We start from the raw sequence: 26,363 nt of genomic DNA, 5'->3' as shown, positions 1-26,363 counted from the left end.
AAGACGAACAACAAGGCCTCCCAAACGGGAGGCCTTTTTTATTGATAATCAATAACAAGAAAGGCAACACATATGACCGAGGAAAACCCATTACTGGCCCTACGCGATAAGATCAGCGCTCTGGATGAGAAACTGCTTGCGCTGCTGGCTGAGCGCCGCGGCCTGGCCGTCGAGGTCGGCAAAGCCAAGCTGGCATCGCACCGGCCGGTGCGGGATATCGACCGCGAGCGGGACCTGCTGGAACGCCTGATGACGCTGGGGAAAAAACACCATCTTGATGCCCATTACATCACGCGCCTGTTCCAGCTGATCATTGAAGACTCGGTCCTTACCCAACAAACGCTGCTGCAACAGCACCTGAATAAAATTAATCCGCACTCCGCGCGGGTGGCATTCCTCGGACCTAAAGGTTCATATTCGCACCTTGCGGCTCGTCAGTACGCCGCCCGCCACTTTGAACAGTTTATCGAAAGCGGCTGCGCGAAGTTCGCCGATATCTTTGAGCAAGTGGAGACCGGCCAGGCTGACTATGCCGTCGTTCCTATTGAAAATACCAGTTCCGGCGGCATCAATGATGTTTACGATCTTCTGCAGCACACCAGCTTATCCATCGTGGGCGAGCTGACGCTGCCTATCGATCACTGCGTGCTGGTCTCAACGTCCACCGATGCGCAACAGATTACGACGGTCTACAGCCATCCGCAGCCGTTTCAGCAGTGCAGCCAGTATCTGAGCCGCTATCCGCACTGGAACATTGAATATACCGACAGCACCTCCTCAGCGATGGAAAAAGTCGCTCAGGCTAAATCGCCGACCGTTGCCGCCCTGGGCAGCGAAGCAGGCGGAGCGCTGCACGGTTTGCAGGTCCTGGAACATTGTCAGGCGAACCAGACGCAAAACATCACCCGCTTCCTGGTTCTGGCGCGTAAAGCGGTGGAAGTCTCCGATCAGGTCCCTGCGAAAACCACGCTGTTGATGGCCACCGGCCAGCAAGCCGGGGCCCTGGTAGAAGCGCTGCTGGTGCTGCGAAACCATAATCTGATCATGACCAAGCTGGAATCACGCCCCATTCACGGTAATCCGTGGGAAGAGATGTTTTATCTGGATATCCAGGCCAACCTGGAATCACTGCCAATGCGCAAGGCATTAAAAGAGCTGGCCGAGATAACGCGTTCAATGAAAGTGCTGGGCTGCTATGCCAGCGAAAACGTGGTACCGGTCGACCCGGTTTAACGTTCGATAAACGGCAATTTCTTCATCCCTGCCACGGCAACTGGCAGGGTGAAGATCGCGCCGGAAAGCGGATATTTCGCCACTTCTTCGGCATCCATATTCTCCCGCGTGGTGGTAATGTAGAGCGTCTTCATATCCGCTCCGCCAAAACAGACCATCGTCGGGCAACGCACCGGTAGACGATGCTCCTCCAGCTGCTCGCCCGTCGGCGAGAAGCGCGCAATACGCCAGCCGTCAAACATCGCGCTCCAGTAGCAACCTTCAGCATCGATGGCCGCGCCGTCTGGAATCCCCTCTCCCGGCTGAAAGCGCAGGAAGACCTCACGTTTACCCGCCTCGCCCCGCTCATCGAGAGGTGTTCGATAGATAACGGCATTTGGCGTATCCGAGGTATACATCCAACGTTTGTCTTCGCTAAACGCCAGACCGTTAGCGCCGTGAATATCGCACTGGATAACCTGCGGGGAGAGATCGTTATCGATGCGCACTAAGAGCGCGCCATTAAAATCTCCCGGCCCCCAGAAAGTCCCGGCATAAAAGCGGCCGTCACGATCGGTTCCACCATCATTAAAGCGCGCTAATTGCGGGTTGCTGGGGTTATCGCAGACTTTGCGCTGTAGAAGACCATGCGCATCAGTGAGCCAGATACCGCTGCGTAAAGCGACGATAAAACCGCCCTTCTCGCGCAGGGCAAAACAGCCGGGCTCCTCGGGAAATTGCAGAACCTGATGTTCACCCGTCTGCACGTCGTAGCGATGAATCTCGCATTCCATAATATCGGCCCAGTACAATGCCTGTTCGGCTTCGCTCCAGGTCGGACATTCCGGTAAATGCCCGGTGTAATCAAACAGCGGTTGTGGTTCAGCCATCGTTTTCATCCCTATAAAAAAAGCCAGCGGGTCACCCCTCTGGCTTTATTGTATACGTGTTTGACGACTTACTGCCGATTATCATTTGCCTGGCGCAGCAACGTCCGGCTTTCGCTCTGGAAGCGCTGGGCATAGTCACCGAACCAGTGCTCAACCTTACGGAAGCTATCGATGAACGCCTGTTTATCCCCCTGCTCCAGCAGGCCGATAGCTTCACCGAAGCGCTGGTAGTATCGCTTAATCAGCGCCAGATTATTTTCCGAGGACATAATAATGTCAGCATAGAGCTGCGGATCCTGGGCAAACAGCCGGCCAACCATCGCCAGTTCCAGACGATAAATAGGCGACGACAGCGCCAGAAGTTGCTCAAGACGCACATTCTCTTCGGCCAGGTGCAGGCCGTAAGCGAAGGTCGCAAAGTGGCGCAACGCCTGAATAAAGGCCATATTCTGATCGTGCTCGACGGCGCTGATACGATGGAGCCGCGCGCCCCAGACCTGAATTTGCTCCAGGAACCACTGATACGCTTCGGGCTGGCGGCCATCGCAGTACACCACCACCTGCTTCGCCAGGCTGCCGCTGTCCGGCCCAAACATGGGGTGTAACCCCAATACCGGACCTTTATGCGCGGCCAGCATCGCCTGCAGCGGTTCCGCTTTCACCGAGGCCAAATCGACCAGGATGCAGTCCGCCGGCAGCGCTGGCAGCTGAGCAATCGTTGCCGCCGTGATATGAATCGGCACGCTGACGATAACCATACCGGCATCGGCGACAATCTCTTCCGCCCGCGACCAGTCGTCTTTTTCAAGGATACGAACCCGATATCCGGAAAGCGTCAGCATTTTCTCAAACAGACGCCCCATTTGCCCGCCGCCGCCAACAATCACCACCGGACGCAGGTTCGGATAAAGCGTTTTAAAACCTTTATCGTTTTCGCTGGAATAAGACTCCCGCATGACGCGACGCAAAACATCTTCGATAAGATCCGGCGGGACCCCAAGCGCAGCAGCCTCCTCGCGCCGGGACGCCAGCATCGCCGATTCACGCTCAGGAACGTAAATGGGCAGGCCGTATTGGCTTTTAACCTCTCCGACTTCCGCTACCAGCTCCAGGCGCTTAGCCAGCAGTTCCAGCAGCGCCTTATCGACTTCATCAATTTGATCGCGCAATGCGGTCAGTTCAGCAACCATATCATCCTCTTACGCCAGACGAGCCGCCAGATGGCCTCGCAGATCCTTATCAAGTTCGCGGAGCAGTGCATCGGTGGTTTCCCAACTAATGCAGGCATCGGTCACTGAGACGCCGTATTTCATATCGCAACGCGGCTGCTCAGAGGACTGGTTACCTTCGTGGATATTGCTCTCAATCATCAGACCAATAATGGAACGGTTACCATCTTTAATCTGCGCGACCACGGATTCCGCAACCGCAGGCTGACGGCGGTAGTCTTTATTAGAATTCCCATGGCTGCAATCTACCATCAGAGAGGGCTTCAGTCCCGCCTGAGTCATCTCTTTTTCACACTTCGCAACATCTTCCGGGCCGTAGTTTGGCGCTTTCCCGCCGCGCAGAATGACGTGACCGTTCGGGTTGCCCTGCGTTTGCAGCAGGCACACCTGTCCGGCCTGGTTGATGCCGACGAAACGGTGCGGCATCGCGGCAGCGCGCATTGCGTTAATTGCCGTGGCAAGGCTGCCATCGGTGCCGTTTTTAAACCCTACCGGCATCGACAGGCCAGAAGCCATCTCACGGTGAGTCTGGGATTCGGTCGTACGCGCGCCGATAGCAGACCAGCTAAACAGATCGCCGAGATACTGAGGACTGTTTGGATCCAACGCTTCCGTCGCCAACGGTAGCCCCATATTGACCAGTTCAACCAGCAGACGGCGCGCAATCTTCAGACCGCCTTCCACATCAAACGAGCCATCCATATGCGGATCGTTAATCAGCCCTTTCCAGCCAACGGTGGTGCGGGGTTTTTCAAAATAGACGCGCATGACCAGATAGAGGCTATCGCTGACCTCTTCGGCAAGGGCTTTAAAACGACGAGCGTACTCAATGGCGGTTTCAGGATCGTGGATCGAACACGGGCCACATACCACCAGCAGACGCGGATCGCGGCCGGCGATGATGTTGGAGATGGTCTGGCGAGACTGCGCGATCTGCGCCTCCTGCTCAACGCTCAGAGGGAATTCAGCCTTCAACTGATCCGGAGTGATCAAAACCTGTTCGTCGGTAATGTGTACGTTGTTCAGCGCGTCTTTTTGCATGATTGCGATCCTGTATAGCTCGTTTGCGATAGTTATTGCCTCAGCGAGGATGACGTAACGATACCACACAAAGTAAAGATTTCAATCCATATTCCGTAAATTTTACTTTACACATAGAAATTAAATCGCGCTGTATTTCATTCAATGCGTATCAAATTATTTACAGTGAGTCATTAAACGCCAGTTTTTCCCTGCTTCCACGAATTTCTTTTACGAAAAATCCTGGTAAGAATTATCTCAAAGCGGCGAGGCTGGCTAATGACGATTTTCCTCAACAATGCTATTCTTCGCCCGGGTTTCAGCAATCTGCATCCCCCACGCTATGACAATCTGACGGAACCGTAATGACTGTTCTTCACCGTCTCTTTTTGACTTTAGTACTATCACTCGTGGGTATCTCTGCTGTTGCCTCCGGACCGTCTGAAAATGTTCGGACAATCGTTTCGGGGATCGTGACTTATACTCGCTGGCCGCAATTATCCGGTCCTCCAAGGCTCTGTATTTTTTCAACATCACGATATATCCATAGCCTGGCCGAAGACGCTCCGGAAATATTGCCTTATAAACCCGTGATTGTTCGTAATACACAAGAAGCCTTACAGACGACCTGCGATGGTTTTTATTTTGGCAGTGAATCGCCGACCCAACAGTCTGAATTTACGGCCAAATATGGAAACCGGCCCCTATTACTTATTGCGGAACAAAACACCGATTGCTCTATTGGCAGCGCTTTTTGCCTGCTCATCAACAATGAGAGAGTCAGATTTTCCGTAAATCTGGATGTACTGACGCACAGCGGCGTTCGGGTTAATCCCGAGGTGCTGATGCTTGCCCGGAAAACATCACATGAATAAGGATTTTTCTCAGGCCCCGCGCCCCACATTTAAAAGAGCGCTGCGCCGTATCAGCATGATAAGCGTGGTGATCTCTATGACACTGGTCTGGCTGTTACTCTGCACCGCTTCCATATTTACACTCAAGCAATACGCCCAAAAAAACCTGGAACTTACCGCTGCCACCATGGGCCGTAGCCTGGAAGCAGCGCTCGTTTTTGGCGATAGCGCAGCGGCTGAAGACACGCTGGCCACTCTGGGCAGACAGGGGCAATTTTCTCAAGCAATTCTGGTCGATGGCCGGCAAAGACCCTTCGCCTCATGGCATAACGATGGTCTGGTCAGTCAGGATAAAATCAGCGACGTCATCAGCAAATGGCTCTTCCCGAAACCCACGGTGCAAACTATCCTGCACCAGGGAAAAATTATCGGTGAACTCCGTCTGACCGCGCTGGACAGATTGATAAGCTATTTTCTTGGTATCTCTATTATTGTGCTCACCGGCAGCATTTTTCTGGCTTCCTGCATCGCTTTGCTCCTTACCCACTCGCTGCATCGCGGCATTGTGGCAGCGTTACAGAGCATTACCGAGGTGGTACATGACATCCGCGAAAATCGCCATTTCTCCCGCCGGGTGCCCGAAGAGCGCATTGAAGAATTCCACCTGTTCGCCCAGGACTTCAATAGCCTGCTGGGTGAAATGGAGGACTGGCAGCGGCAGCTTCAGGCTAAAAACGCCCAGCTCCTGCGCAGTTCATTACACGACCCGCTAACCGGGCTGGCTAACAGAGCGGCTTTCCGGAATGTGATTAATGATCTGATGAAGGATGAAACCGCCCAAAGTCATTCTGCGCTGTTATTTCTTGATGGCGATAACTTCAAGCTTATTAACGACAACTGGGGCCACGCAGCCGGCGATAAAGTGTTAATTGAGGTCGCGAGCCGCCTGATGGCCTTTGTCGGTAAACAGCATCAGGCATGGCGTCTCGGCGGCGATGAATTTGCCATTCTGCTACGGGATGTTCATTCAGAAACCGAAGTTCGGGCACTGTGCAGCGCGTTGTCCGAACAGTTTATCCCGCCGTTTAATCTACACAATGGCCACACCGCCAGCCTGTCACTGAGCATTGGTTACGCTTTAACCTGGGAACATACCTCAGCGGAAAATCTGCAAGAGCTTGCCGATCAAAATATGTATCGGATGAAACACCAGCGCTTACAGCAAACGCAAAAATAAAAGGAATCACCATGATCGGAAAATATTTTGCTCCTGCTTTACTGGCCGCACTTTTTCTTAGCGGCTGCCAGGCTCCGCAAGGAAAATTCTCGGCAGAACAAATTGCAGCAATGAAGTCATATGGCTTTACTGAAACCAACGGCGACTGGTTATTAGGAATATCTGATACCATCCTGTTTGATAAAAACGACTATCATCTGCGTGCCGAAAGCAAACAGCAAATTCGCACAATGGCTTCACGTCTGGCGAGTACCGGTATTACCCATAGTCGCCTTGAAGGTCATACTGATAATTACGGCGAAGACAGCTACAACGAAATGCTATCGCTTAAGCGGGCTAACAGCGTGGCGGATGCCTGGGCCGAAGGGGCGAATATTCCGCGCGCAAACTTGACCACTCGCGGACTCGGGAAAAAGTATCCTATAGCCAGCAACGATACCGCGAAAGGGCGCGCTGAAAACCGCCGCGTCACGGTGGTTATCAGCACGCCTTAAACACCTATTCGACTGGTTTAGCCGCTATCACCGCCGTTGCTGAGCGCCAGCGCAGATAATCAACGGCGAGACATAGCACGAGGCTGCTCCCCATGAGCGGCAGCGCCAGGCCCAACAACACCGCAATAACAGCAGTCAGCAAACGAGCAGGCCACGCTAAGCCAAACCACGCCTGTATCAACGTATTGGCCGGGTTAAACGCCGCGCGCGCCGGGCGACGAATCCACCACAGCCGGTACCCCACCGCTATCATCACGCAGAGTGCGGTTCCGAATGCGATAAGCAGTAGCTGGTTAGCAAGACCGAACAAAATTCCCATATGGAAATCAACGCCCCAGCGGGTCAGCTTAGCCATGAGCGGAAAGTCGGAAAAATGAGTGCGGTCCACGATTTGCATCGTTGCACCATCGATCGCGACAGCATCAACCCGGGTTGGCCAGCTTCTGTCGATTTCATTTACCGTCCACGCGCGCCCGGCACCCGACGGCGGTCGAATCTCCAGCTTGCCGGCATCCAGCCCCGCCGCGCGGGCAGCCAGCAGAACCGGGTCAAAATCCTCTACGCGCAACTGCGCCGTCATCTCCCCCATCGCTCCATGTCCCACATGATGTTCGGCATGCGGATCGTGAGCGGCCGGAGCGGCACTTTCCAGCTGGGTATTCACCTGCGGCGTCAGCCAGCCAAAGGCGGCACGCATCCTATCGACGTGACTACCGGCCCATTGCGACCAGGTTAAACCGGTCGCAGAGAATAACAACATACCGACCAGCAGCACCCAGCCGAGAGAAACGTGCAGGCGGCGGTTATTCTGCACGCTGTTATTTATGCGACGACGCGGCCGGGTCATCGACCACAGCGCGATCCCGCCCAGAGCGGCAACCCACATCCAGGAGGCTGCCAGCTCGCTGTACAGTCGGCCGAAGTTACCCAGCAGCAAAGAGCGATGGGCATAATCAATCCACTGACGCAGGGGCAAAATACCGCTGGTGCCGTAAACCGGCATATCGCCTGTCACCCGTAGCGTCACCGGATCGACAAAAATTGCCCGCGTTTCCGACTCGCCAAGGGTCGGGTCAATAAACATCACTCGGGTCGTATCGCCAGCCATTATCCCCGGCCGAACCGCATGCAGGCGGAGGTTTCCCTGAATGGCCTCCGTCGCTACGGTAATTTGCGCGCTTAGCGGCTGTTTTTCCCCAGTCAACGTACCGTACAGAGCATCACGATAGAGCCAGTTTTCCAGCTGAGGGGTGGCGACATATAGCGTACCGGTCAGGGCCGCCACAAAAATAAACGGCCCGATAAACAATCCGATATAGAAATGAAGACGACGCAGCAGGTTCAGCCATGCCGCGCGCGAGGTGCAGGTAGTCATACTTTTCCTTTTTTTAAAGCAAAAGAGAACGTTGCGCAGTGCGCACATTATTTTTTATGTAAGGGAGAAAGCAGACGGGCGCGGTGGCGCGCGGGTGTGGGGATAAAGCCAGGTAAAGTCATGCCAGCGTTTCCTCTCCGGGCGTGAAACCGGGGCTCGCTGGCGTCGAAGCATCAGGCTGAGCAGCAGCACCAGCGCGAAAATCAGGCCCGGAACATGAGCTAACAGTACGCAGTAGCCACAGGCTTCAGCATGATCGAGCGGCACGCTGTGCGCGTGTTCCGGCATCGAGGCATCGGTATGCGTCATGGACATCTGATGTGATGGCATACCTTCCGGCATCCCCATCATTGCGTGGTGCATGCCATTCATCGGATCTTTTTGCAGGGAGATGGAGATCAACGGCGCCACCACGATCAGCAGGATCGCAAACAGCGCCAGCCATACGGCCCGCCGTTGTAATGCTGAGTGATGAAAAATATTGCTGACCACCGTCCCTCCCCATGAGGGACGTATTGTAAATGATTCGCAATGGAATGGTTAAAATAAAGATAAAAAAAGGGCCGGCCCATCAGGCCAGCCCTCTCATTCAGGATGTCGCGAAAGCGAATCTTAGTTAAGACGCTCTTTGATACGAGCAGACTTACCGGTACGCTCACGCAGGTAGTACAGTTTAGCTTTACGCACAGCACCACGACGTTTGACAGAAATGCTGTCAACTACCGGAGAGTGAGTCTGGAAGACACGCTCAACGCCTTCGCCGTTGGAAATTTTGCGAACAGTGAATGCAGAGTGCAGACCGCGGTTACGAATAGCGATAACCACGCCCTCGAATGCCTGCAGACGTTTTTTGGAACCTTCAACAACCCATACTTTCACTTCCACGGTATCACCCGGACGGAAGGAAGGTACGTCCTGCTTCATCTGTTCTTGTTCAAGTTGCTTAATAATGTTGCTCATAATTTAATCTCTTATCCTGGGTAAACTGATATTGGGGGCTTACGCCATCCCATCATGTTTATGTTGCTGTTGCGCGAGTTCCTTTTTGAACTCTGCCAGCAACCTTGCTTGCTCTTCAGTCAGAGCCAGGTTTTCCAAAAGTTCAGGTCTTCTAAGCCAGGTACGGCCCAGCGACTGCTTCAGACGCCAGCGACGTATCTCAGCATGGTTTCCCGACAGCAATACCGGCGGTACTTCCATACCTTCTAACACTTCAGGACGCGTATAGTGCGGGCAATCCAGCAATCCTTCAGCAAACGAATCTTCGATTGCTGAAGCTTCATGACCCAGCACCCCCGGAATAAACCGGGAAACGGAGTCAATCAGCGTCATTGCCGGTAGCTCACCACCGCTGAGAACGTAATCGCCAATTGACCATTCTTCATCAATCTCGGTCTGAATTACGCGCTCATCTACGCCTTCATAGCGACCGCACACCAAAATCAGCTTCTGATTTGTTGCCAGTTCGCTGACGCCCGCTTGATCAAGCTTGCGTCCCTGAGGTGAAAGATAAATCACCTTTGCGCCTTCACCTGCCGCGGCTTTTGCTGCATGAATGGCATCCCGTAAAGGTTGCACCATCATTAACATCCCCGGTCCGCCGCCGTAAGGACGATCGTCCACGGTACGGTGCCGGTCATGAGCGAAATCGCGAGGACTCCAGCTCTGGATGCTCAGCAGGCCATTTTTTACTGCCCGGCCAGTTACCCCGTAATCGGTAATTGCGCGGAACATTTCAGGAAACAGGCTAACGATACCTATAAACACAAGCCAATCCCCATAGTGCCGTTTTTTACCGTTTATTCGGAGAATTTAAAAACCAGGATCCCAGTCTACTTCGATGGTACGAGTAGCGAGATCGACTTTCTTGATAACCTGCCCATCGAGGAACGGAACCAGCCGCTCCTTGATACCAAATGCATCTTTCAGGTTTGCCTTGATGACGAGAACGTCATTAGACCCGGTTTCCATCATGTCGATGACTTTGCCGAGGCTATAGCCTTCCGTGGTCACTACCTGGCAGCCCATCAGGTCTTTCCAGTAGTAGTCACCCTCTTCAAGCGCAGGCAGCTGCGATGAATCCACGACAATTTCGCAATTAGTCAACAGATTCGCTGCATCGCGATCGTCAATGCCTTTCAGCTTAATGACGATATCCTGATTGTGGTGGCGCCAGCTTTCCAGCTCAACAACCTGCCACTGACCCGCCTTCTGGATAAACCAGGGCTGATAGTCAAAAATGCTTTCGGCGTCTTCGGTGGAGGAAAACACTCTGAGCCAACCACGGATACCGTAGGAAGAACCCATCTTGCCCAATACAATCGGTTCAACAGGTGCTTGTGCGGTGTGTTGCTTGCTCATCATGACCACCGTGACAGATTAAGCTGCTTTGTTAGCGGCTTTGATCAGCGCAGCTACGCGATCGGAAACAGTAGCGCCCAGGCCAACCCAGTGAGCGATACGATCCAGATCCAGACGAGTTCCTTCTTCGGTCGCAGAAGCGATCGGGTTGAAGAAACCAACGCGCTCGATGAAGCGACCGTTGCGTGCATTACGGCTGTCGGTAACAACAACCTGGTAGAACGGACGCTTTTTCGCGCCGTGACGTGCTAAACGAATAGTAACCATAACATCCTCTTGTGTGAATAAAACACCGGGCCCCATCGAGGAACGGAGCCCGGTGTCATATTAAAAGCCCGAAAATTTTACTGATTTCTGGGGAAATTGCAATCAGCAGTTATAAACTCTGCTGTGGAAGGGCGACTCCGGTACCCTTAAATTGGGTACCGGAGTATAAGTCATAGCCAGAATGCGCCAACCATGTGTCAGAAAAGAAGCGTGCCCCGGCAGAAATGGCGACCAGCCTATCTGCCTCCGGGGAACCCTGGCGGCATCATTCCTTTCATTCCGCGCATCATCTTCATCATGCCGCCTTTCGACTTCATCTTCTTCATCATGCGCTGCATATCGTCAAACTGCTTGAGCAGACGGTTCACATCCTGCACCTGCATTCCGCAGCCTGCGGCGATGCGGCGTTTGCGCGAACCTTTAATAATTTCCGGTTTAGCGCGCTCTTTCAGCGTCATCGAGTTGATGATGGCTTCCATACGCACCAGAACTTTATCATCCATCTGCGATTTAACGTTGTCCGGTATCTGCCCCATGCCCGGCAGCTTGCCCATCAGGCTGGCCATACCGCCCATGTTTTTCATCTGCCGCAGCTGTTCAAGGAAATCGGTCAGGTCAAAACCGTCGCCTTTTTTCAGCTTAGAGGCCAGCTTTTCAGCCTGCGCGCGGTCGACCTTACTTTCGATATCTTCGATCAACGACAGGACGTCGCCCATGCCGAGAATACGGGAAGCGATACGATCCGGATGGAACGGCTCCAGCGCTTCGGTTTTCTCGCCAACGCCGAGGAACTTAATCGGCTTGCCGGTGATATGACGAATCGACAGCGCCGCACCGCCGCGGGCGTCGCCGTCCACTTTGGTCAGCACGACCCCGGTCAGCGGCAGGGCTTCGTTAAAGGCCTTCGCCGTGTTCGCCGCATCCTGGCCGGTCATCGCATCGACAACAAACAGGGTTTCTACTGGATTGAGAGACGCATGGACCTGCTTAATCTCATCCATCATCGCTTCATCAACGTGCAGACGACCGGCGGTATCCACCAGCAGCACATCGTAGAATTTGAGCTTCGCTTCTTTCAGCGCGGCATTAACGATATCAACCGGCTTCTGACCCACGTCAGACGGGAAGAAATCAACGCTAACCTGCTCGGCCAGCGTTTCCAGCTGTTTGATCGCCGCAGGGCGATAGACGTCAGCGGAAACGACAAGGACTTTCTTCTTGTGTTTTTCACGCAGGAATTTACCCAGCTTAGCGACGCTGGTGGTTTTACCCGCCCCCTGCAAACCGGCCATCAGCACCACGGCTGGCGGCTGCGCCGCTAAATCCAGCGCCTGGTTCTCTTCGCCCATCGCGGCAACCAGTTCGTTGCGCACGATTTTGACGAACTCCTGGCCCGGGGTCAGGCTTTTGTTGACTTCATGACCTACCGCGCTTTCTTTTACGCGGTTGATGAAATCACGTACCACAGGCAGAGCAACGTCCGCCTCCAGCAGCGCCATACGCACTTCGCGCAGGGTATCTTTAATATTGTCTTCAGTAAGGCGTCCGCGGCCGCTAATGTTGCGCAGCGTACGCGACAAACGATCGGTTAAATTATCAAACATTGTCTCTCGCCTGAGGTGGAAACGGTCGGTCGCCGCAGCGACACAAAAACGGAATGGGCGCAGTATAACACGACATAAACGCGAATGTGCTGCAACGGTTGGAGCCAGAGTCGCGTGACGCTATACTGCTTCTCTTTACTATTTAGTCAACAGTCGACACCCCTATGCCTGTTTTTGCTCTACTCGCCCTTGTCGCCTACTCCATCAGCCTCGCGCTGATCGTCCCTGGCCTGCTGCAAAAAAACAGCAGCTGGCGGCGGATGGCGATTCTTTCCGCAACTATTGCGTTGATTTGTCACGCCTTCGCGCTGGAGTCACGCATTTTTCCCGGCGGCGAAAGCGGGCAAAATCTCAGTCTATTAAACGTGGGATCGCTGGTCAGCCTGATGATCTGTACGGTGATGACCATCGTCGCCTCGCGTAATCGCGGCTGGCTATTGCTACCCATTGTCTACACCTTCGCCTTAATCAACCTCGCGTTCGCTACCTTTATGCCGAACGAGTACATCACGCATCTGGAAACCACGCCGGGGATGCTGGTCCATATCGGCCTGTCGCTCTTCTCTTATGCTACGCTGATTATCGCTGCGCTTTACGCGCTGCAGCTGGCGTGGATTGACTATCAGCTGAAGAATAAAAAGTTGACCTTCAGTAGCGAAATGCCGCCGCTGATGAGCATTGAACGTAAAATGTTTCATATCACCCAGATAGGCGTGGTTCTGTTAACCCTGACGCTGTGTACCGGGCTGTTTTACATGCACAACCTATTTAGTGCGGAAAACATTGATAAAGCAGTGCTGTCTATCGTTGCGTGGTTCGTTTATATCGTCCTGCTTTGGGGCCACTATCATGAAGGGTGGCGCGGACGCCGGGTCGTCTGGTTTAACGTGACTGGCGCGGGGCTGCTGACGCTGGCCTACTTTGGTAGCCGCGTATTGCAACAGTTCATGAGCTAAGTCTTTAAGGAATCCCAAGTGGAACATATCTCCACCACCACGCTGATCGTGACGCTGATCGTCATGGTGGTCATCTCCGCCTATTTCTCCGGTTCTGAAACCGGCATGATGACGCTGAACCGCTATCGCCTGCGTCATATGGCCAAGCAGGGCAATCGTCAGGCAAAACGTGTCGAAAAGCTGCTGCGCAAACCTGACCGTCTCATTAGTCTGGTCCTCATTGGCAATAACCTCGTCAACATTCTTGCCTCGGCGCTGGGCACCATTGTCGGTATGCGCCTGTACGGGGATGCCGGCGTCGCCATTGCCACCGGCGTCCTGACGTTTGTGGTGCTGGTGTTTGCCGAAGTGCTGCCAAAAACCATTGCCGCGCTCTATCCGGAAAAGGTCGCCTATCCCAGCAGCCTGCTGCTCGCGCCGCTGCAAATCCTGATGATGCCGCTGGTGTGGTTGCTCAACACCATTACTCGCATTCTGATGCGCATGATGGGTATAAAAACCGATATCGTCGTGAGCGGGGCCTTAAGCAAAGATGAACTGCGCACTATCGTTAATGAATCACGCTCGCAAATCTCCCGCCGCAATCAGGACATGCTGCTCTCAGTTCTTGACCTCGAGAAAGTCAGCGTTGACGACATCATGGTCCCGCGCAACGATATTGTCGGTATCAATATTAACGATGACTGGAAATCCATTGTCCGCCAGCTGACCCACTCTCCGCACGGACGCATTGTGCTGTACCGCGACTCGCTGGACGATGCCATCAGCATGCTGCGGGTTCGCGAAGCTTATCGCCTGATGACGGAGAAAAAAGAGTTCACGAAAGAAGTCATGCTGCGCGCCGCCGATGAAATTTACTTCGTGCCGGAAGGTACGCCGCTCAGTACGCAACTGGTGAAATTCCAGCGCAATAAGAAGAAAGTGGGCCTGGTTGTTGATGAATATGGAGACATTCAGGGTCTGGTCACGGTTGAGGATATCCTCGAAGAGATCGTTGGCGATTTTACGACGTCAATGTCGCCTACGCTTGCTGAAGAGGTGACGCCGCTTAACGACGGTTCAGTGATTATCGACGGTACCGCCAACGTACGTGAAATCAACAAGGCTTTTAACTGGCATCTGCCGGAAGATGAAGCGCGAACCATTAACGGTATTATCCTGGAAGCACTTGAAGAGATCCCCGCCCCGGGCACCCGCGTACGCATCGAACAGTATGATATCGATATTCTTGATGTTCAGGAGAATATGATTAAAAGGGTGAAAGTGATGCCGGTAAAACCCATTCGCGAAAGCGTGGCCGAGTCATAGCAACCCTGGGACCTGGCTGAGGGGAATAGAAAAACGGCTACCTCGCGGTAGCCGTTTCGCTTATTTACTTCGCTTTCGCCACGGTGACCATCGCCGCGCGAATAGTACGGCCGTTCAGGGTATAACCCTTTTGCATGACGCCCAGAACGTTACCTGCCGCAACGTCTTCAGACTCAACCATCGCAATGGCCTGATGTACGTTCGGATCCAGCGGCACGTTAGTATCGCCAATCACTTCCACGCCGAACTTGCGCACCACGTCGAGCATGGACTTCAGCGTCAGTTCGATGCCTTCAACCATCGGCGCCATATCCGGGTTAGCTTTATCAGCGACTTCCAGCGCGCGATCCAGGCTGTCGATGACCGGCAGCAGCTCGTTAACGAACTTCTCCAGCGCAAACTTATGCGCTTTTTCGATATCCAGCTCGGTGCGGCGGCGCAGGTTATCTTCATCGGCTTTCGCACGCAGCAATACTTCACGTTCGCGCTTCTGCGCTTCAGCAAGCTGAGCTTCCAGATTCGCAATTTTTTCATCGCGCGGATCCACCTGCTCAGCCGAAACCTCAGGCTCTACCGCCTCAACGTCGTCGTGCTGCTCCGTGATAATTTCTTCCGGGGCTTGCCCCTCAGGCGTTTTCTGTTCTTTACTACTCATGAATTTCTCCGCGTTTTTTTTCGCATTCATCTCGCTAACTTCGCTTATTATGGGGATCAGTTTCCTGGTTTCAAGGGAACGCAGCCAGATTGTCACTATTCATTTAACGCAAGGACATCCAGATCATGAAGAACCACTTCAAGTGTATAGGCATTGTGGGACACCCTCGTCACCCAACCGCGCTGACCACACATGAAATGCTCTGGCGCTGGCTGTCCGGCAAAGGTTATGAAGTGCTGGTTGAGCAGCAAATTGCTCATGAACTGCAGCTCAGCAATGTGAAGACCGGGACGCTGGCGGAAATCGGCCAGCAGGCAGACCTGGCCGTCGTGGTGGGCGGTGATGGCAATATGCTCGGCGCAGCGCGGACGCTGGCCCGCTACGACATTAACGTTATTGGGATTAACCGCGGTAACCTCGGTTTTCTGACCGACCTCGACCCGGATAACGCGCTACAGCAGCTCGCCGATGTCCTCGAAGGCCACTATATCGCCGAAAAACGCTTCCTGCTGGAAGCGCAGGTATGTCAGCAGGATTGCCAGAAGCGCATCAGCACGGCGATTAACGAAGTCGTCCTGCACCCTGGCAAAGTGGCGCATATGATCGAGTTTGAAGTCTACATTGATGAGGTGTTTGCTTTCTCTCAGCGCTCCGATGGCCTGATTATCTCCACGCCAACCGGCTCCACGGCTTATTCCCTCTCCGCCGGCGGGCCGATCCTCACGCCTTCGCTGGATGCTATCACTCTGGTCCCCATGTTCCCGCATACGCTGTCGGCACGCCCGCTGGTGATCAACGGTGACAGCACGATTCGCCTGCGCTTTTCTCAACGCTGTAGCGACCTCGAGATTAGCTGCGATAGCCAGATAGCGCTGCCGATTCAGGATGGTGAAGATGTGCTGATCCGCCGCTGTGACTATCACCTCAATCTCATTCATCCAAAAGATTACAGCTATTTCAATACATTAAGCACCAAGCTTGGCTGGTCGAAAAAATTGTTCTGATTTTATAGCCAGCCCCTTTACTGGATAAAAAACCATATTATACTGTACGAAAACACAGTAATGGTTTTTCATACAGGAAGGCAGCTATGTTGGCACAACTCACTATCAGTAATTTTGCTATCGTTCGTGAGCTGGAAATCGATTTTCACAGCGGGATGACCGCCATTACCGGCGAGACCGGCGCCGGTAAATCGATCGCTATCGACGCGCTGGGGCTGTGCCTCGGTGGTCGGGCGGAAGCCGACATGGTGCGCAGAGGCGCCAGCCGGGCTGATTTGTGCGCCCGTTTCTCCCTGAAGGACACGCCTGCCGCGCAGCGCTGGCTGGAACAGAACCAGCTTGAAAGCGGGCGTGAGTGTTTACTTCGTCGCGTCATCAGCGCAGACGGCCGTTCTCGCGGGTTTATTAACGGTACGGCAGTCCCTTTATCCCAGCTTCGTGAGCTCGGTCAGCTGCTAATCCAGATCCACGGCCAACATGCCCACCAGTTACTGACTAAACCCGAACACCAGAAAACGCTGCTTGATGGCTATACCGGTGAGTATGCGCTTACTCAGCTTATGGCAGAGCGCTATCGTCAGTGGCATAAAAGCTGTCGCGATCTGGCGCAGCATCAGCAGCAAAGCCAGGAGCGCGCAGCGCGTGCGGACCTGCTGCAATATCAGTTAAAAGAGCTAAACGAGTTCAACCCGCTGGCGGGCGAATTTGAGCAAATTGATGAAGAGTACAAACGCCTTGCTAACAGCGGTCAGCTGCTGACTACCTGCCAGCATGCGCTGACGGTGCTGGCAGACGGCGAAGAATCCAACCTGCAAAGCCAACTCTACGCCGCGAAGCAGCTGGTCAGCGAGCTGGTTGGTATGGACAGTAAGCTCTCCGGAGTACTCGATATGCTCGAAGAAGCGTCTATTCAGCTTAGCGAAGCCACGGACGAACTGCGCCATTATCATGACCGCCTCGATCTCGATCCGAACCGCCTGTTTGAGCTGGAACAGCGTATCTCCCGGCAAATTGCCCTCGCGCGGAAGCATCAAATTACGCCCGAAGAGCTTCCTGACCTTTACCAGTCACTGCTGGAAGAACAGCGTATGCTGGATGATAGCGCGGGTTCTCTGGAATCACTCAGCCAGAGGGTTGTGGAGCATCATCAGCTGGCGCTGGATACAGCGAAACAGCTGCATGCCTTACGCCAAAATAGCGCCGATGAGCTGACTCAGCTCATTACGGAGAGTATGCACTCACTTTCGATGCCGCATGGGGTGTTCTCCATTGATGTCGCGTTTGATGAGCGCCATCTTACGGCTGAAGGCGCAGACCATATCGAATTCCGCGTCACCACTAACCCGGGTCAACCGCTGCAGCCGATTGCTAAAGTTGCCTCCGGCGGCGAGCTGTCTCGTATTGCGCTGGCGATTCAGGTCATCACCGCGCGTAAGATGGAAACTCCGGCGCTGATTTTCGATGAAGTGGACGTCGGCATCAGCGGCCCTACGGCGGCGGTCGTCGGTAAGCTGCTGCGTCAATTGGGTGAATCAACCCAGGTGATGTGCGTTACCCACTTACCGCAGGTTGCCGGTTGCGGACATCACCATTTCTTCGTCTGCAAGGAAACCGACGGTGAAATGACCGAGACGCATATGCACCCTCTGGATAAACGCGCTCGTTTGCAGGAACTGGCCCGACTGCTGGGCGGTAGTGAAGTCACTCGTAACACCCTGGCAAACGCGAAAGAGTTGCTCGCCGCGTAAACTTTTTGATTTTCACAGAGTCATAGTGAACAGCAAATTGCCGACAGACCTGCAGCCGAAGGTTCCCAACCGGGCAAAGGTCTATTATCATCGGCATATTACAGATGAGCCACGTACTGCTCGGGCCCAAAAAGGAATCAAATCACTATGCGCTGTAAAATGCTGACTGCTGCCGCAGCGGTTCTTCTTATGTTGACCGCAGGCTGTTCCACTCTGGAACGAGTGGTTTACCGTCCTGACATCAACCAGGGTAACTATCTGGCACCAACCGATGTAGCAAAAATCCGCGTCGGCATGACGCAACAACAGGTTGCCTATGCTCTTGGTACCCCGATGATGTCGGATCCGTTTGGCACCAATACCTGGTTCTACGTTTTCCGTCAGCAGCCTGGGCATGAGAAAGTTACCCAGCAGACGCTTACCCTGACCTTCAACAGCAGCGGTGTGCTGACCAACATTGATAACAAACCTGCCCTGACGGCGGAGTAAAGCTATCAATACGCAAAAAGCGCTCAATGAGCGCTTTTTTTATATCTGCATCTTCGTGCGAAACGGTTACTTTCCGGCGCTTTTCTCTGCCCGCTGGCGACGCAGCTCTTTTGGGTCAGCAATCAGCGGCCGATAGATTTCTACCCGATCGCCATCGTGGACCCGATCGTGAAGCTTAGCCGGGCGGCTATAAATCCCCACTTTGTTCTTCGTCAGATCGATATCATCACGCAGCGCCAGAAGGCCGCTGGCCACGATCGCCTGCTCGACCGTCGCGCCCTCCTCCAGCTTAACGCTTTGCAGATACTGCTTTTCCGGCAATGCGTAGGCCACTTCAACCACGATTTTAGCCGACACTGTAGACCTCTTTAGCGCGGGTCGTGAACGCCTGCACCATATTCATGGCCAGCTCTTTGAAAATGCGACCAAAGGCCATTTCAATCAGCTTATTAGTGAATTCAAAATCGAGATGGAACTCAATTTTGCACGCTTCCGGGCTTAAGGGAATAAACTTCCAGCCGCCAATCAGCTTTTTGAACGGACCATCGACCAGACTCATCAGAATACTTTGGTTACTGGTCAGCGTATTTCGCGTTGTGAAGGTCTTGCTGATACCCGCTTTGGAGACGTCAACCGCCGCAGTCATTTGCGTCGGACCGAGCTCCAGAACCCGGCTACCGGTGCAGCCCGGCAGAAAATCAGGGTAGGACTTCACATCATTTACCAGTTGGTACATCTGTTCCGCACTGAACGGCACCAGGGCGGTACGGCTAATCTGAGGCATAGCAGGTTCCACATATAAACACGGTGTAAATAATATCATTTATCTGCTGCTAAAAAAAACGCTGTACCGCAACTCGTGCTAAGATAGCCCATTACGCCTCGCGGGAAGATTGAGGTACGACTGTTTTAAGACGATGACTTCAGGATACTATGACTAAGAAAAAAGCCCACAAACCTGGATCAGCCACCATTGCGCTGAATAAACGCGCTCGTCATGAATACTTTATCGAAGATGAATACGAGGCTGGTCTTGCCCTGCAGGGATGGGAAGTAAAATCTCTCCGCGCAGGTAAAGCCAACATTGGCGATAGCTATGTCATTTTAAAAGATGGCGAAGCCTATCTGTTTGGCGCCAACTTTACGCCAATGGCCGTTGCTTCCACTCATTACGTTTGCGACCCGACGCGTACCCGTAAGCTTCTGCTCAACCAGCGCGAACTGGATACCCTTTACGGGCGCATCAACCGCGAAGGTTACACCGTGGTTGCTCTTTCGCTGTACTGGAAGAATGCCTGGTGCAAAGTCAAAATCGGCGTAGCGAAAGGTAAGAAACAGCATGACAAGCGTACCGATATCAAAGACCGCGAGTGGGCAGTAGATAAAGCCCGAATTATGAAACACGCCGGTCGTTAATTCCCCTTCCTGTCAGGGTCAGTTTTGCTGGCCCTGATGCTATATCGTTGTTGATGCTGCTTTTTCACCCAACCTGACGCCATAATCCTCAAAACGAGGACTGGTAAGCACATTCATAAATCTGTTATACTCACCGTACACATTGGGGCTGATTCTGGATTCGACGGGATTTGCGAAACCCAAGGTGCATGCCGAGGGGCGGTTGGCCTCGTAAAAAGCCGCAAAAAAATAGTCGCAAACGACGAAAACTACGCTTTAGCAGCTTAATAACCTGCTCTGAGCCCTCTCTCCCTAGCTTCCGCTCTTAAGACGGGGATCAAAGAGAGGTCAAACCCAAAAGAGATCGCGTGGAGGCCCTGCCTGGGGTTGAAGCGTTAAAACTAATCAGGCTAGTCTGGTAGTGGCGTGTCCGTCCGCAGGTGCCAGGCGAATGTAAAGACAGACTAAGCATGTAGTACCGAGGATGTAGGAATTTCGGACGCGGGTTCAACTCCCGCCAGCTCCACCAAAATTCTCCATCGGTGATTACCAGAGTCATCCGATGAAGTCCTAAAAGCCCGCACGGCGCAAGCCCTGCGGGCTTTTTTGTGCCCTCAATTTGTCCCGCTAAGTCTGATGCCAACTAATTAAATCCGAACCTTTTAGGCACCTTGTTAGGCACCTCATAAAGCTTTATTGTTTTTGAGGTGCCTAAAACTATGGAAACCCGGCAATGGCAAGACAAACCAAACCTCTATCCGTTAAAGAAATCGAATCAGCCAAACCCAAAGAAGCGGACTACGTTCTCTATGATGGTGATGGCCTTGAGCTACTCATCAAATCCAGCGGGAGTAAAATCTGGCAGTTTCGCTATATTCGCCCTGTCACCAAGAAGCGCGCGAAGAAGAGCATCGGCCCCTACCCATCAATTACCCTTTCCGATGCCAGAAACTACCGGGCAGAGTCTCGCTCACTCCTCGCGAAACAAATCGATCCACAGGAGCATCGGCAAGAACAACTTCGCAGTTCGCTGGAAGCCAAAACCAATACTTTCCAGCTCGTGGCTGAACGTTGGTGGAATGTGAAGAAGGCCAGTGTGACCGAGGACTACGCAGAAGATATCTGGCGCTCTCTTGAAAGAGATGTTTTTCCTGCAATTGGCGACGTCAGCGTTACAGATATTAAAGCTCATACACTAGTTCAGGCCGTCCAACCGGTTCAGGCCAGAGGAGCATTGGAAACCGTTCGTCGCCTGTGCCAACGCATTAATGAGGTCATGATCTATGCCCAAAACACAGGGCTAATTGATGCTGTTCCCAGCGTTAATATCGGTAAAGCATTCGAGAAACCGCAGAAGAAAAATATGCCCAGCATTCGACCGGATCAGCTACCACAACTGATGCAGACAATGCGAACAGCCAGCATTAGCCTTTCCACACGCTGCCTGTTCATGTGGCAACTTCTTACTATTACCCGCCCTGCCGAAGCGGCTGAAGCTCTCTGGGAAGAGGTTGACATAGAAGCACGAGAATGGAAGATTCCTGCAGCACGCATGAAAATGAACCGCGACCATACTGTTCCATTGTCAGATGGAGCAATTGCGATACTGGAGATGATGAAGCCGTTAAGTGGAAATCGAGAATTTATCTTTCCCAGTCGCATTAAGCCTACCCAGCCGATGAACAGCCAGACAGTGAATGCTGCACTCAAGCGTGCTGGCTTAGGAGGCGTACTCGTATCACACGGTTTACGTTCTATCGCTAGTACGGCACTCAATGAGGAAGGATTTCTGCCTGATGTCATTGAAGCAGCACTGGCTCATGTAGACAAAAATGAGGTACGTCGCGCTTATAACCGCAGTGATTACCTTGAGCAACGGCGACCGATGATGCAATGGTGGGCTGATTTTGTTATGGCTGCTGATCGCGGAAGTATGATTGAGGGAGGTATGAGGGAAGAGCGTTTAGCGGGATGACGGATAATTAATGATAGTTGCGACTTTAGTAGTGGGCCAGATGAGAATTTATATTTCAAGCGAAAGCTAATAGTTTTAGAAATCAAGCTAATTAGCATAATATCTCTTAATTGAAGGGATATGGAGCCGCAGAAATAAATGAAGACACGGCAGTATGCGCAAAAATCAATCTTCGATCTGGAAGCAATCTTCGAGCAGTCCAGCAACAATGTTAGCGAACTTGAACAGTTGTTGAGCGAGCTAACCTTTCGCAACACTGCCAGGGCGCGGATGCTGACGGCTAAAATCGAGCAATCTCTATTTGCACTTAGCGGCCACAGCGTGGTCGCCATGTCGGCTCCCAGCCCATCAACACGCCATCCCGATTCGGTGTCCATTCAATCTTCTCGAGTTGTGCCCCACAATTCGCCTGCTGCGGAAGAGCAACTGCAACTGAAGGCCATCCCAGACTCTGCCATACGAGAGCAATTCGACAAAGACCAAATCGACCTTGGTCCGATCCCGTCTTTTTCTCCATCAGGTAAGGCGAATGATGCGCGAGCAATACTGGCAGCATGGACAGCCCTCGAAGCACTGTCGCCTCAAGGTTATAAACGCCCAGAGGATATGGTAACCGGCGACCGCTCTAGGGTTGCTCTATTGGAGCGAGGTGTTCCATGGGGACCAAATGCCCGCAGCAAGCCCAGTTATAAGCTTTATTTCGAGGTCGTCCTCGGCTCCATCGCTCTCGACAAGGCGACGGACGAGCTGGTCAAGGTTTTTGGCGAGGATGAGGAGCGTTCACGCCCGGACGGTAAGAAAGCGGCCATCGGCTCGATCCTGATCGACAAAGAAGGCTATGTGCTTGAGGACAAAGGCGTTGCCGTGTCCAGTTTTGCCTGGGCACTCAAGCCGGCTCTCGATCTGAAGCTTGGGAGTTTAGGGAATTGGCCGAATGTTGAGACGCGCATTATCGAGCATCTGGATCGAATGGTTCGCCACCACAACAAAGATGGAGAACCCATACCGATCGATCTGAATGTTGTTCATAAAGCTTATAAATGGCTTGTATCGCAGTTCAGTGTACCCGAGCATTTGGTTGAGCCACCCACATTCGCGATTAAGGTGTTTCATCATTTCAAGGCTAAGGCGCCGCCTGAACCTTCGTTACTGAATTCCTTCTATCTTGAAGATCTCGGTGAAGCAACCAAATTGCTCGAGACGGGCAAAGCCGGAACCGGTTTGCGCCGCTACATGGGAATTGGCAGACCTGACCAGAAAATCGACGTGCTATCGCCCATTTCCGCAGTTGAGCCGTTCGTCGCACCGTCGCTCATGCCGCAGGCTCGTTGGCCTTCGAAAGGCGGCCATCCACTGGTGTTGCTTCAACAGGCTGCCGTGAATGCGGCGCGTGCTGAGCTGAACGATGCTCCAGGTATCATCGGCGTCAATGGGCCTCCGGGAACCGGAAAGACCACTCTTCTCCGGGATATCGTCGTTGGATGCATTCTCGATCGGGCCACGGCGATGTCCGGCTTCAACAAACCGCAGGATGCCTTTTCCACAACAGGCGAGAAGCTGGCATTCGGTTCCAATGCATTCCTGCACTTCTACAAGTTACATGCATCCTTGAGAGGCCATGAGATCGTCGTAGCCTCCTCCAATAACAAAGCGGTCGAAAACGTCAGTAAAGAGCTTCCTCTCAAGGAAGCCAATGGTCGCCATGAACAGATCGCCTACTTCCGGTCCATCAGCGACCTGATTGCGAATCCCAAACGCGCCGGCTATTTCGAAGCCGAGGCCGAGGGGGACATCCCCTCCGACACTGTCGAAACCTGGGGGCTGATCGCCGCAGCTCTCGGCAAGAGCAGCAACCGAGGCGCGTTTCAGCAAGGTTTCTGGTGGAATGAAGACGGTGGTTTCCTTACCTACCTGAAAGCAGCTCGCGGCATAGATGTCATGCGTGAGATCAAGGACGAGCGAACTGGCGAAACCATCGATCGCGTGATGCCCAGCGTGGTTGTCAATGAGCGGCCCAGCACCAACGAAGCGGATGCTGCTGCGGCCTGGCTGAAAGCGCGAACCGCCTTTCTTAAACTTAAGGAGACGGTAGACGCCGAAATCGCCAGCATCGAAGAGATGCGACGGGATATCCAGGCGCTCAAGGGAGCGATCACCGAACTTCAAAGGGCTGAACAGCGTCGACCGAGTCTGAATGAAGCCGTCGAAGAGGCACACAAGACTGCTGAATCCTGCCAACGAGAGCATGAGAAGGCAAAATCGCAGATCGAGCAGGGCAAGATCATGCTCGAAAGCCATCTCGCTTGCCGTCCAGGTTTCTTCTCCCGTTTGTTTGCGACTGCGGCCTGGAAGTCGTGGAGATCGACACTGCAGAAGCTCTCGGCGACCTTGCAGCAATCAGTCATACGGGCGCAGGGGACGGACGGTGCCCTAGAGCTTGCAAGGGCTGAGTGGAGCAATACTGAGTCCCAGTTACAGCAACTCGACCAGGAAATTTCCAGCAAAAGTCAGGCTGTCTCGAAATTGAAGGCAACCGAGGCACAGGCACGAAACCGTATGGGAGACAGGGTCGTTGATGAGAGGTTCTTCGAGCGCGAGCACGAGGCTATCCACCTCACTGCGCCATGGCTTCCCGATGAGGTTCATCGCCTGCGAGAGGATCTTTTCGCCGCTGCCCTGACTGTGCATAAAACGTTCATCGATGCTTCGGCCAGCCGCTTGCAACACAATCTTGGGTTATTGATGTCAGGCATGGTAGCTGGTGCCTTCCAGTCTTCCGCTCACCGTGAACTTCTCCCCGACCTTTGGTCAAGCCTTTTCGTGGTTGTGCCGACCGTGTCCACGACATTCGCCTCTGTTCGGACAATGTTCGGGGATCTGCCACCAGAGAGCATTGGTTGGCTTCTGGTAGATGAAGCGGGCCAAGCCGTTCCTCAGGCAGCAGTTGGAGCTATCATGCGGGCAAAGCGCTCCATTGTGGTAGGTGACCCGTTGCAAATCCCACCTGTAGTTTCACTTCCTGAAAAGCTGAACGCCGAAATCTGCAAGTTCTTTGACATTGACCAAGTCGAATGGTCTGCCCCCGCAGCATCTACGCAGACCCTTGCTGATCAGGCATCGCGCTTCAAATCCACCTTCGTCATGGACGTAGGTGATCGAGAAGCCGGGCTGCCATTGCTCGTTCACAGGCGTTGCCAGAACCCAATGTTTGATGTTTCTAACTCCATCGCCTATGCCGGGCAGATGGTCCATGCTGTCGGGCCTAAAAAACCCGGATCTATCGGCTCGGCTTTGGGGAGATCTCACTGGGTGGATATCAATGGCGATGCTGAGACGAAGTGGTGTCCCGACGAGGGCGAAGCGGTTGTGCGAATGCTCAAAGAGCTGGCAGCATCGGGCATTACAAATCCGGACGTATTTATCATCACACCATTCAAGATCGTAGAGCAGAACATGCGTCGGCGTCTCGGCAGTGAAACTGATCTGCTGCGAACGTTCGGCGTAAAGCTGGATGAATGGTGCCGTGATCGTGTAGGCACAATCCACACGTTCCAGGGCCGAGAGGCGGACACGGTAATCCTGTTGCTGGGTGCGCCGAAAGCGAGTCAGCAAAGGGCGCGTCAGTGGGCGGCAAGCCCACCAAACATAATCAATGTAGCTGTCTCACGCGCCAAGCAAAACCTGTATGTGGTCGGCTCGGCTGCTGCATGGGCAGGGGCGGGAACTAGCCTTCAGGTCCTGCATCGGCAATTAGCGAAATCAGCCTAACAATCTCCGAGGTGGCCCTCATTATTGAGGGCTCATCGCGACTCATTTTTGGCTAACTTCAGTAATGGGCTGGCCGCTATGTGTTAAAAGCTGACATTGCTCACATAATAGTCAAGCAGTCACTTTACACCGCCCATCCAAGCTTGATAATTCTTACCGCTCCCCTTATATCCACACTGAGGAATAACCTCTGACATGGCTAAGGAGTATGATTATGGGGCTTAAACCTGGTCCAAAACCAATTGCAAAATCAACAGGAAAACCCGATCAACGCAGACGTGATAATAAGGATACACCCGGCAATACCCCAGGACTGAAACCAAGCAAATCAACTGGGAAGTAATCGTTCAAGGGTATGGAGAATTCATCTATACCCTTATCTCATCAAATCAGTCTGCTTTAACCCGTTTAGTGCCAGGAGCGGACATTGCTGACATAACTAATGTCTCATCCTAAAGGGCAGCTAAATACCACTGTATTGTTAAATTGCACTTCAGATTTTGTAACCGACCGCCTTAATGA

Annotated in this window: 25 protein-coding genes, 1 other RNA gene and 1 other annotated feature (1 of these 27 only partly in view); of the genes, 13 read left to right on the top strand and 13 right to left on the bottom strand. The window is 53.2% G+C overall.

Annotated elements, in window-relative coordinates; translation table 11 throughout:
• Positions 1-42 (top strand) — a sequence feature (Phe leader region); it begins 83 nt to the left of the window's first position.
• A gap of 30 nt (positions 43-72) precedes the next feature.
• Entirely contained in the window at positions 73-1,233 is a 1,161-nt protein-coding gene (pheA, locus tag JLG71_RS06680; RefSeq protein WP_004853306.1) for a bifunctional chorismate mutase/prephenate dehydratase, read from the top strand.
• Here the strand turns inward: pheA and JLG71_RS06675 are convergent.
• The 3 genes from JLG71_RS06675 to aroF all read right to left on the bottom strand — a co-directional run bounded on the left by JLG71_RS06675 (position 1,230) and on the right by aroF (position 4,372).
• Complete coding sequence (locus JLG71_RS06675) at positions 1,230-2,102, bottom strand: SMP-30/gluconolactonase/LRE family protein (protein ID WP_032751928.1); 873 nt, start codon at positions 2,100-2,102, stop codon at positions 1,230-1,232. The two genes, pheA and JLG71_RS06675, sit on opposite strands and share 4 nt — an antisense overlap.
• A gap of 68 nt (positions 2,103-2,170) precedes the next feature.
• A complete protein-coding gene (tyrA, locus tag JLG71_RS06670; RefSeq protein WP_049070041.1) occupies positions 2,171-3,292 on the bottom strand; it encodes a bifunctional chorismate mutase/prephenate dehydrogenase in 1,122 nt (373 codons plus the stop codon).
• Positions 3,293-3,301: 9 nt separating this feature from the next.
• Positions 3,302-4,372: a 3-deoxy-7-phosphoheptulonate synthase AroF gene (gene aroF / locus JLG71_RS06665; protein ID WP_014226435.1), complete on the bottom strand. Its 1,071-nt coding sequence runs from the start codon at positions 4,370-4,372 to the stop codon at positions 3,302-3,304.
• A 344-nt stretch (positions 4,373-4,716) separates the two neighbouring features.
• Between aroF and JLG71_RS06660 the strand changes: the two genes are divergently transcribed.
• The 3 genes from JLG71_RS06660 to JLG71_RS06650 are packed head-to-tail and all read left to right on the top strand — an operon-like array spanning position 4,717 to position 6,936.
• Positions 4,717-5,226: a YfiR family protein gene (locus JLG71_RS06660; protein ID WP_004853313.1), complete on the top strand. Its 510-nt coding sequence runs from the start codon at positions 4,717-4,719 to the stop codon at positions 5,224-5,226.
• Positions 5,219-6,442 carry a diguanylate cyclase DgcN gene (dgcN, locus tag JLG71_RS06655; protein ID WP_049070040.1) on the top strand — a complete coding sequence of 408 codons (1,224 nt, stop codon included), beginning with the start codon at positions 5,219-5,221 and terminating at the stop codon, positions 6,440-6,442. The genes JLG71_RS06660 and dgcN overlap by 8 nt, the downstream gene beginning before the upstream one ends.
• A gap of 11 nt (positions 6,443-6,453) precedes the next feature.
• A complete protein-coding gene (locus JLG71_RS06650) occupies positions 6,454-6,936 on the top strand; it encodes an OmpA family protein (RefSeq protein ID WP_014226437.1) in 483 nt (160 codons plus the stop codon).
• Between the two features lie 4 nt (positions 6,937-6,940).
• On the opposite strand, the gene JLG71_RS06645 is transcribed toward JLG71_RS06650, so the two are convergent.
• The 7 genes from JLG71_RS06645 to ffh all read right to left on the bottom strand — a co-directional run bounded on the left by JLG71_RS06645 (position 6,941) and on the right by ffh (position 12,543).
• Positions 6,941-8,311, bottom strand: coding sequence for a PepSY-associated TM helix domain-containing protein (locus JLG71_RS06645; RefSeq protein ID WP_049083323.1), 1,371 nt, complete (start codon positions 8,309-8,311; stop codon positions 6,941-6,943).
• 54 nt (positions 8,312-8,365) lie between these two features.
• Complete coding sequence (locus tag JLG71_RS06640; RefSeq protein WP_049080042.1) at positions 8,366-8,803, bottom strand: DUF2946 domain-containing protein; 438 nt, start codon at positions 8,801-8,803, stop codon at positions 8,366-8,368.
• 120 nt (positions 8,804-8,923) lie between these two features.
• On the bottom strand, positions 8,924-9,271 hold the full coding sequence (gene rplS, locus JLG71_RS06635; protein WP_004104634.1) for a 50S ribosomal protein L19: 348 nt from the start codon (positions 9,269-9,271) through the stop codon (positions 8,924-8,926).
• Between the two features lie 39 nt (positions 9,272-9,310).
• On the bottom strand, positions 9,311-10,078 hold the full coding sequence (trmD, locus tag JLG71_RS06630; protein WP_004104636.1) for a tRNA (guanosine(37)-N1)-methyltransferase TrmD: 768 nt from the start codon (positions 10,076-10,078) through the stop codon (positions 9,311-9,313).
• A gap of 45 nt (positions 10,079-10,123) precedes the next feature.
• Positions 10,124-10,672: a ribosome maturation factor RimM gene (rimM, locus tag JLG71_RS06625; RefSeq protein ID WP_014226441.1), complete on the bottom strand. Its 549-nt coding sequence runs from the start codon at positions 10,670-10,672 to the stop codon at positions 10,124-10,126.
• An 18-nt stretch (positions 10,673-10,690) separates the two neighbouring features.
• Positions 10,691-10,939 carry a 30S ribosomal protein S16 gene (gene rpsP / locus JLG71_RS06620; RefSeq protein WP_004123777.1) on the bottom strand — a complete coding sequence of 83 codons (249 nt, stop codon included), beginning with the start codon at positions 10,937-10,939 and terminating at the stop codon, positions 10,691-10,693.
• Between the two features lie 236 nt (positions 10,940-11,175).
• Positions 11,176-12,543 carry a signal recognition particle protein gene (gene ffh / locus JLG71_RS06615; RefSeq protein WP_004123779.1) on the bottom strand — a complete coding sequence of 456 codons (1,368 nt, stop codon included), beginning with the start codon at positions 12,541-12,543 and terminating at the stop codon, positions 11,176-11,178.
• 164 nt (positions 12,544-12,707) lie between these two features.
• Between ffh and JLG71_RS06610 the strand changes: the two genes are divergently transcribed.
• Positions 12,708-13,499 (top strand): cytochrome C assembly family protein, encoded by a 792-nt coding sequence (locus JLG71_RS06610; RefSeq protein WP_004853326.1) that lies wholly within the window; start codon positions 12,708-12,710, stop codon positions 13,497-13,499.
• A gap of 18 nt (positions 13,500-13,517) precedes the next feature.
• Entirely contained in the window at positions 13,518-14,807 is a 1,290-nt protein-coding gene (locus JLG71_RS06605; RefSeq protein ID WP_025107352.1) for an HlyC/CorC family transporter, read from the top strand.
• A gap of 64 nt (positions 14,808-14,871) precedes the next feature.
• Here the strand turns inward: JLG71_RS06605 and grpE are convergent, their stop codons facing one another.
• The gene (grpE, locus tag JLG71_RS06600) at positions 14,872-15,462 is read right to left on the bottom strand and encodes a nucleotide exchange factor GrpE (RefSeq protein ID WP_004853330.1); all 591 of its coding nucleotides are present in this window, start codon (positions 15,460-15,462) and stop codon (positions 14,872-14,874) included.
• A gap of 125 nt (positions 15,463-15,587) precedes the next feature.
• Between grpE and nadK the strand changes: the two genes are divergently transcribed.
• The 3 genes from nadK to bamE all read left to right on the top strand — a co-directional run bounded on the left by nadK (position 15,588) and on the right by bamE (position 18,703).
• Entirely contained in the window at positions 15,588-16,466 is an 879-nt protein-coding gene (gene nadK, locus JLG71_RS06595) for an NAD(+) kinase (RefSeq protein ID WP_004123797.1), read from the top strand.
• An 86-nt stretch (positions 16,467-16,552) separates the two neighbouring features.
• Positions 16,553-18,214, top strand: coding sequence for a DNA repair protein RecN (gene recN, locus JLG71_RS06590; protein WP_025107351.1), 1,662 nt, complete (start codon positions 16,553-16,555; stop codon positions 18,212-18,214).
• Positions 18,215-18,361: 147 nt separating this feature from the next.
• Positions 18,362-18,703, top strand: coding sequence for an outer membrane protein assembly factor BamE (gene bamE, locus JLG71_RS06585; protein WP_004123807.1), 342 nt, complete (start codon positions 18,362-18,364; stop codon positions 18,701-18,703).
• 66 nt (positions 18,704-18,769) lie between these two features.
• Here bamE and JLG71_RS06580 read toward each other — a convergent pair whose 3' ends face one another.
• Together JLG71_RS06580 and JLG71_RS06575 are read right to left on the bottom strand one after the other, a co-directional pair.
• Positions 18,770-19,060, bottom strand: a complete 291-nt coding sequence (locus JLG71_RS06580) for an RnfH family protein (protein ID WP_025107350.1) — start codon at positions 19,058-19,060, stop codon at positions 18,770-18,772.
• Positions 19,050-19,487 (bottom strand): type II toxin-antitoxin system RatA family toxin, encoded by a 438-nt coding sequence (locus JLG71_RS06575; RefSeq protein WP_004123817.1) that lies wholly within the window; start codon positions 19,485-19,487, stop codon positions 19,050-19,052. The genes JLG71_RS06580 and JLG71_RS06575 overlap by 11 nt, the downstream gene beginning before the upstream one ends.
• 149 nt (positions 19,488-19,636) lie before the next feature.
• Here JLG71_RS06575 and smpB point away from each other — a divergent pair, with 149 nt between their 5' ends.
• The 4 genes from smpB to JLG71_RS06555 all read left to right on the top strand — a co-directional run bounded on the left by smpB (position 19,637) and on the right by JLG71_RS06555 (position 25,841).
• A complete protein-coding gene (smpB, locus tag JLG71_RS06570; protein WP_004104655.1) occupies positions 19,637-20,119 on the top strand; it encodes an SsrA-binding protein SmpB in 483 nt (160 codons plus the stop codon).
• A 144-nt stretch (positions 20,120-20,263) separates the two neighbouring features.
• Positions 20,264-20,627: a transfer-messenger RNA gene (gene ssrA, locus JLG71_RS06565) on the top strand.
• A gap of 204 nt (positions 20,628-20,831) precedes the next feature.
• Positions 20,832-22,073, top strand: coding sequence for an integrase (locus JLG71_RS06560; RefSeq protein WP_024274573.1), 1,242 nt, complete (start codon positions 20,832-20,834; stop codon positions 22,071-22,073).
• A 138-nt stretch (positions 22,074-22,211) separates the two neighbouring features.
• On the top strand, positions 22,212-25,841 hold the full coding sequence (locus JLG71_RS06555) for a DEAD/DEAH box helicase (RefSeq protein ID WP_185219889.1): 3,630 nt from the start codon (positions 22,212-22,214) through the stop codon (positions 25,839-25,841).
• Positions 25,842-26,363: the final 522 nt, after the last annotated feature.

Origin of the sequence: Klebsiella michiganensis, from assembly GCF_015139575.1 — a bacterium.
Lineage (GTDB): Bacteria > Pseudomonadota > Gammaproteobacteria > Enterobacterales > Enterobacteriaceae > Klebsiella > Klebsiella michiganensis.
Note: the sequence above shows the minus strand (reverse complement) of the source record. Positions and strands in the feature narration are given on the sequence as shown.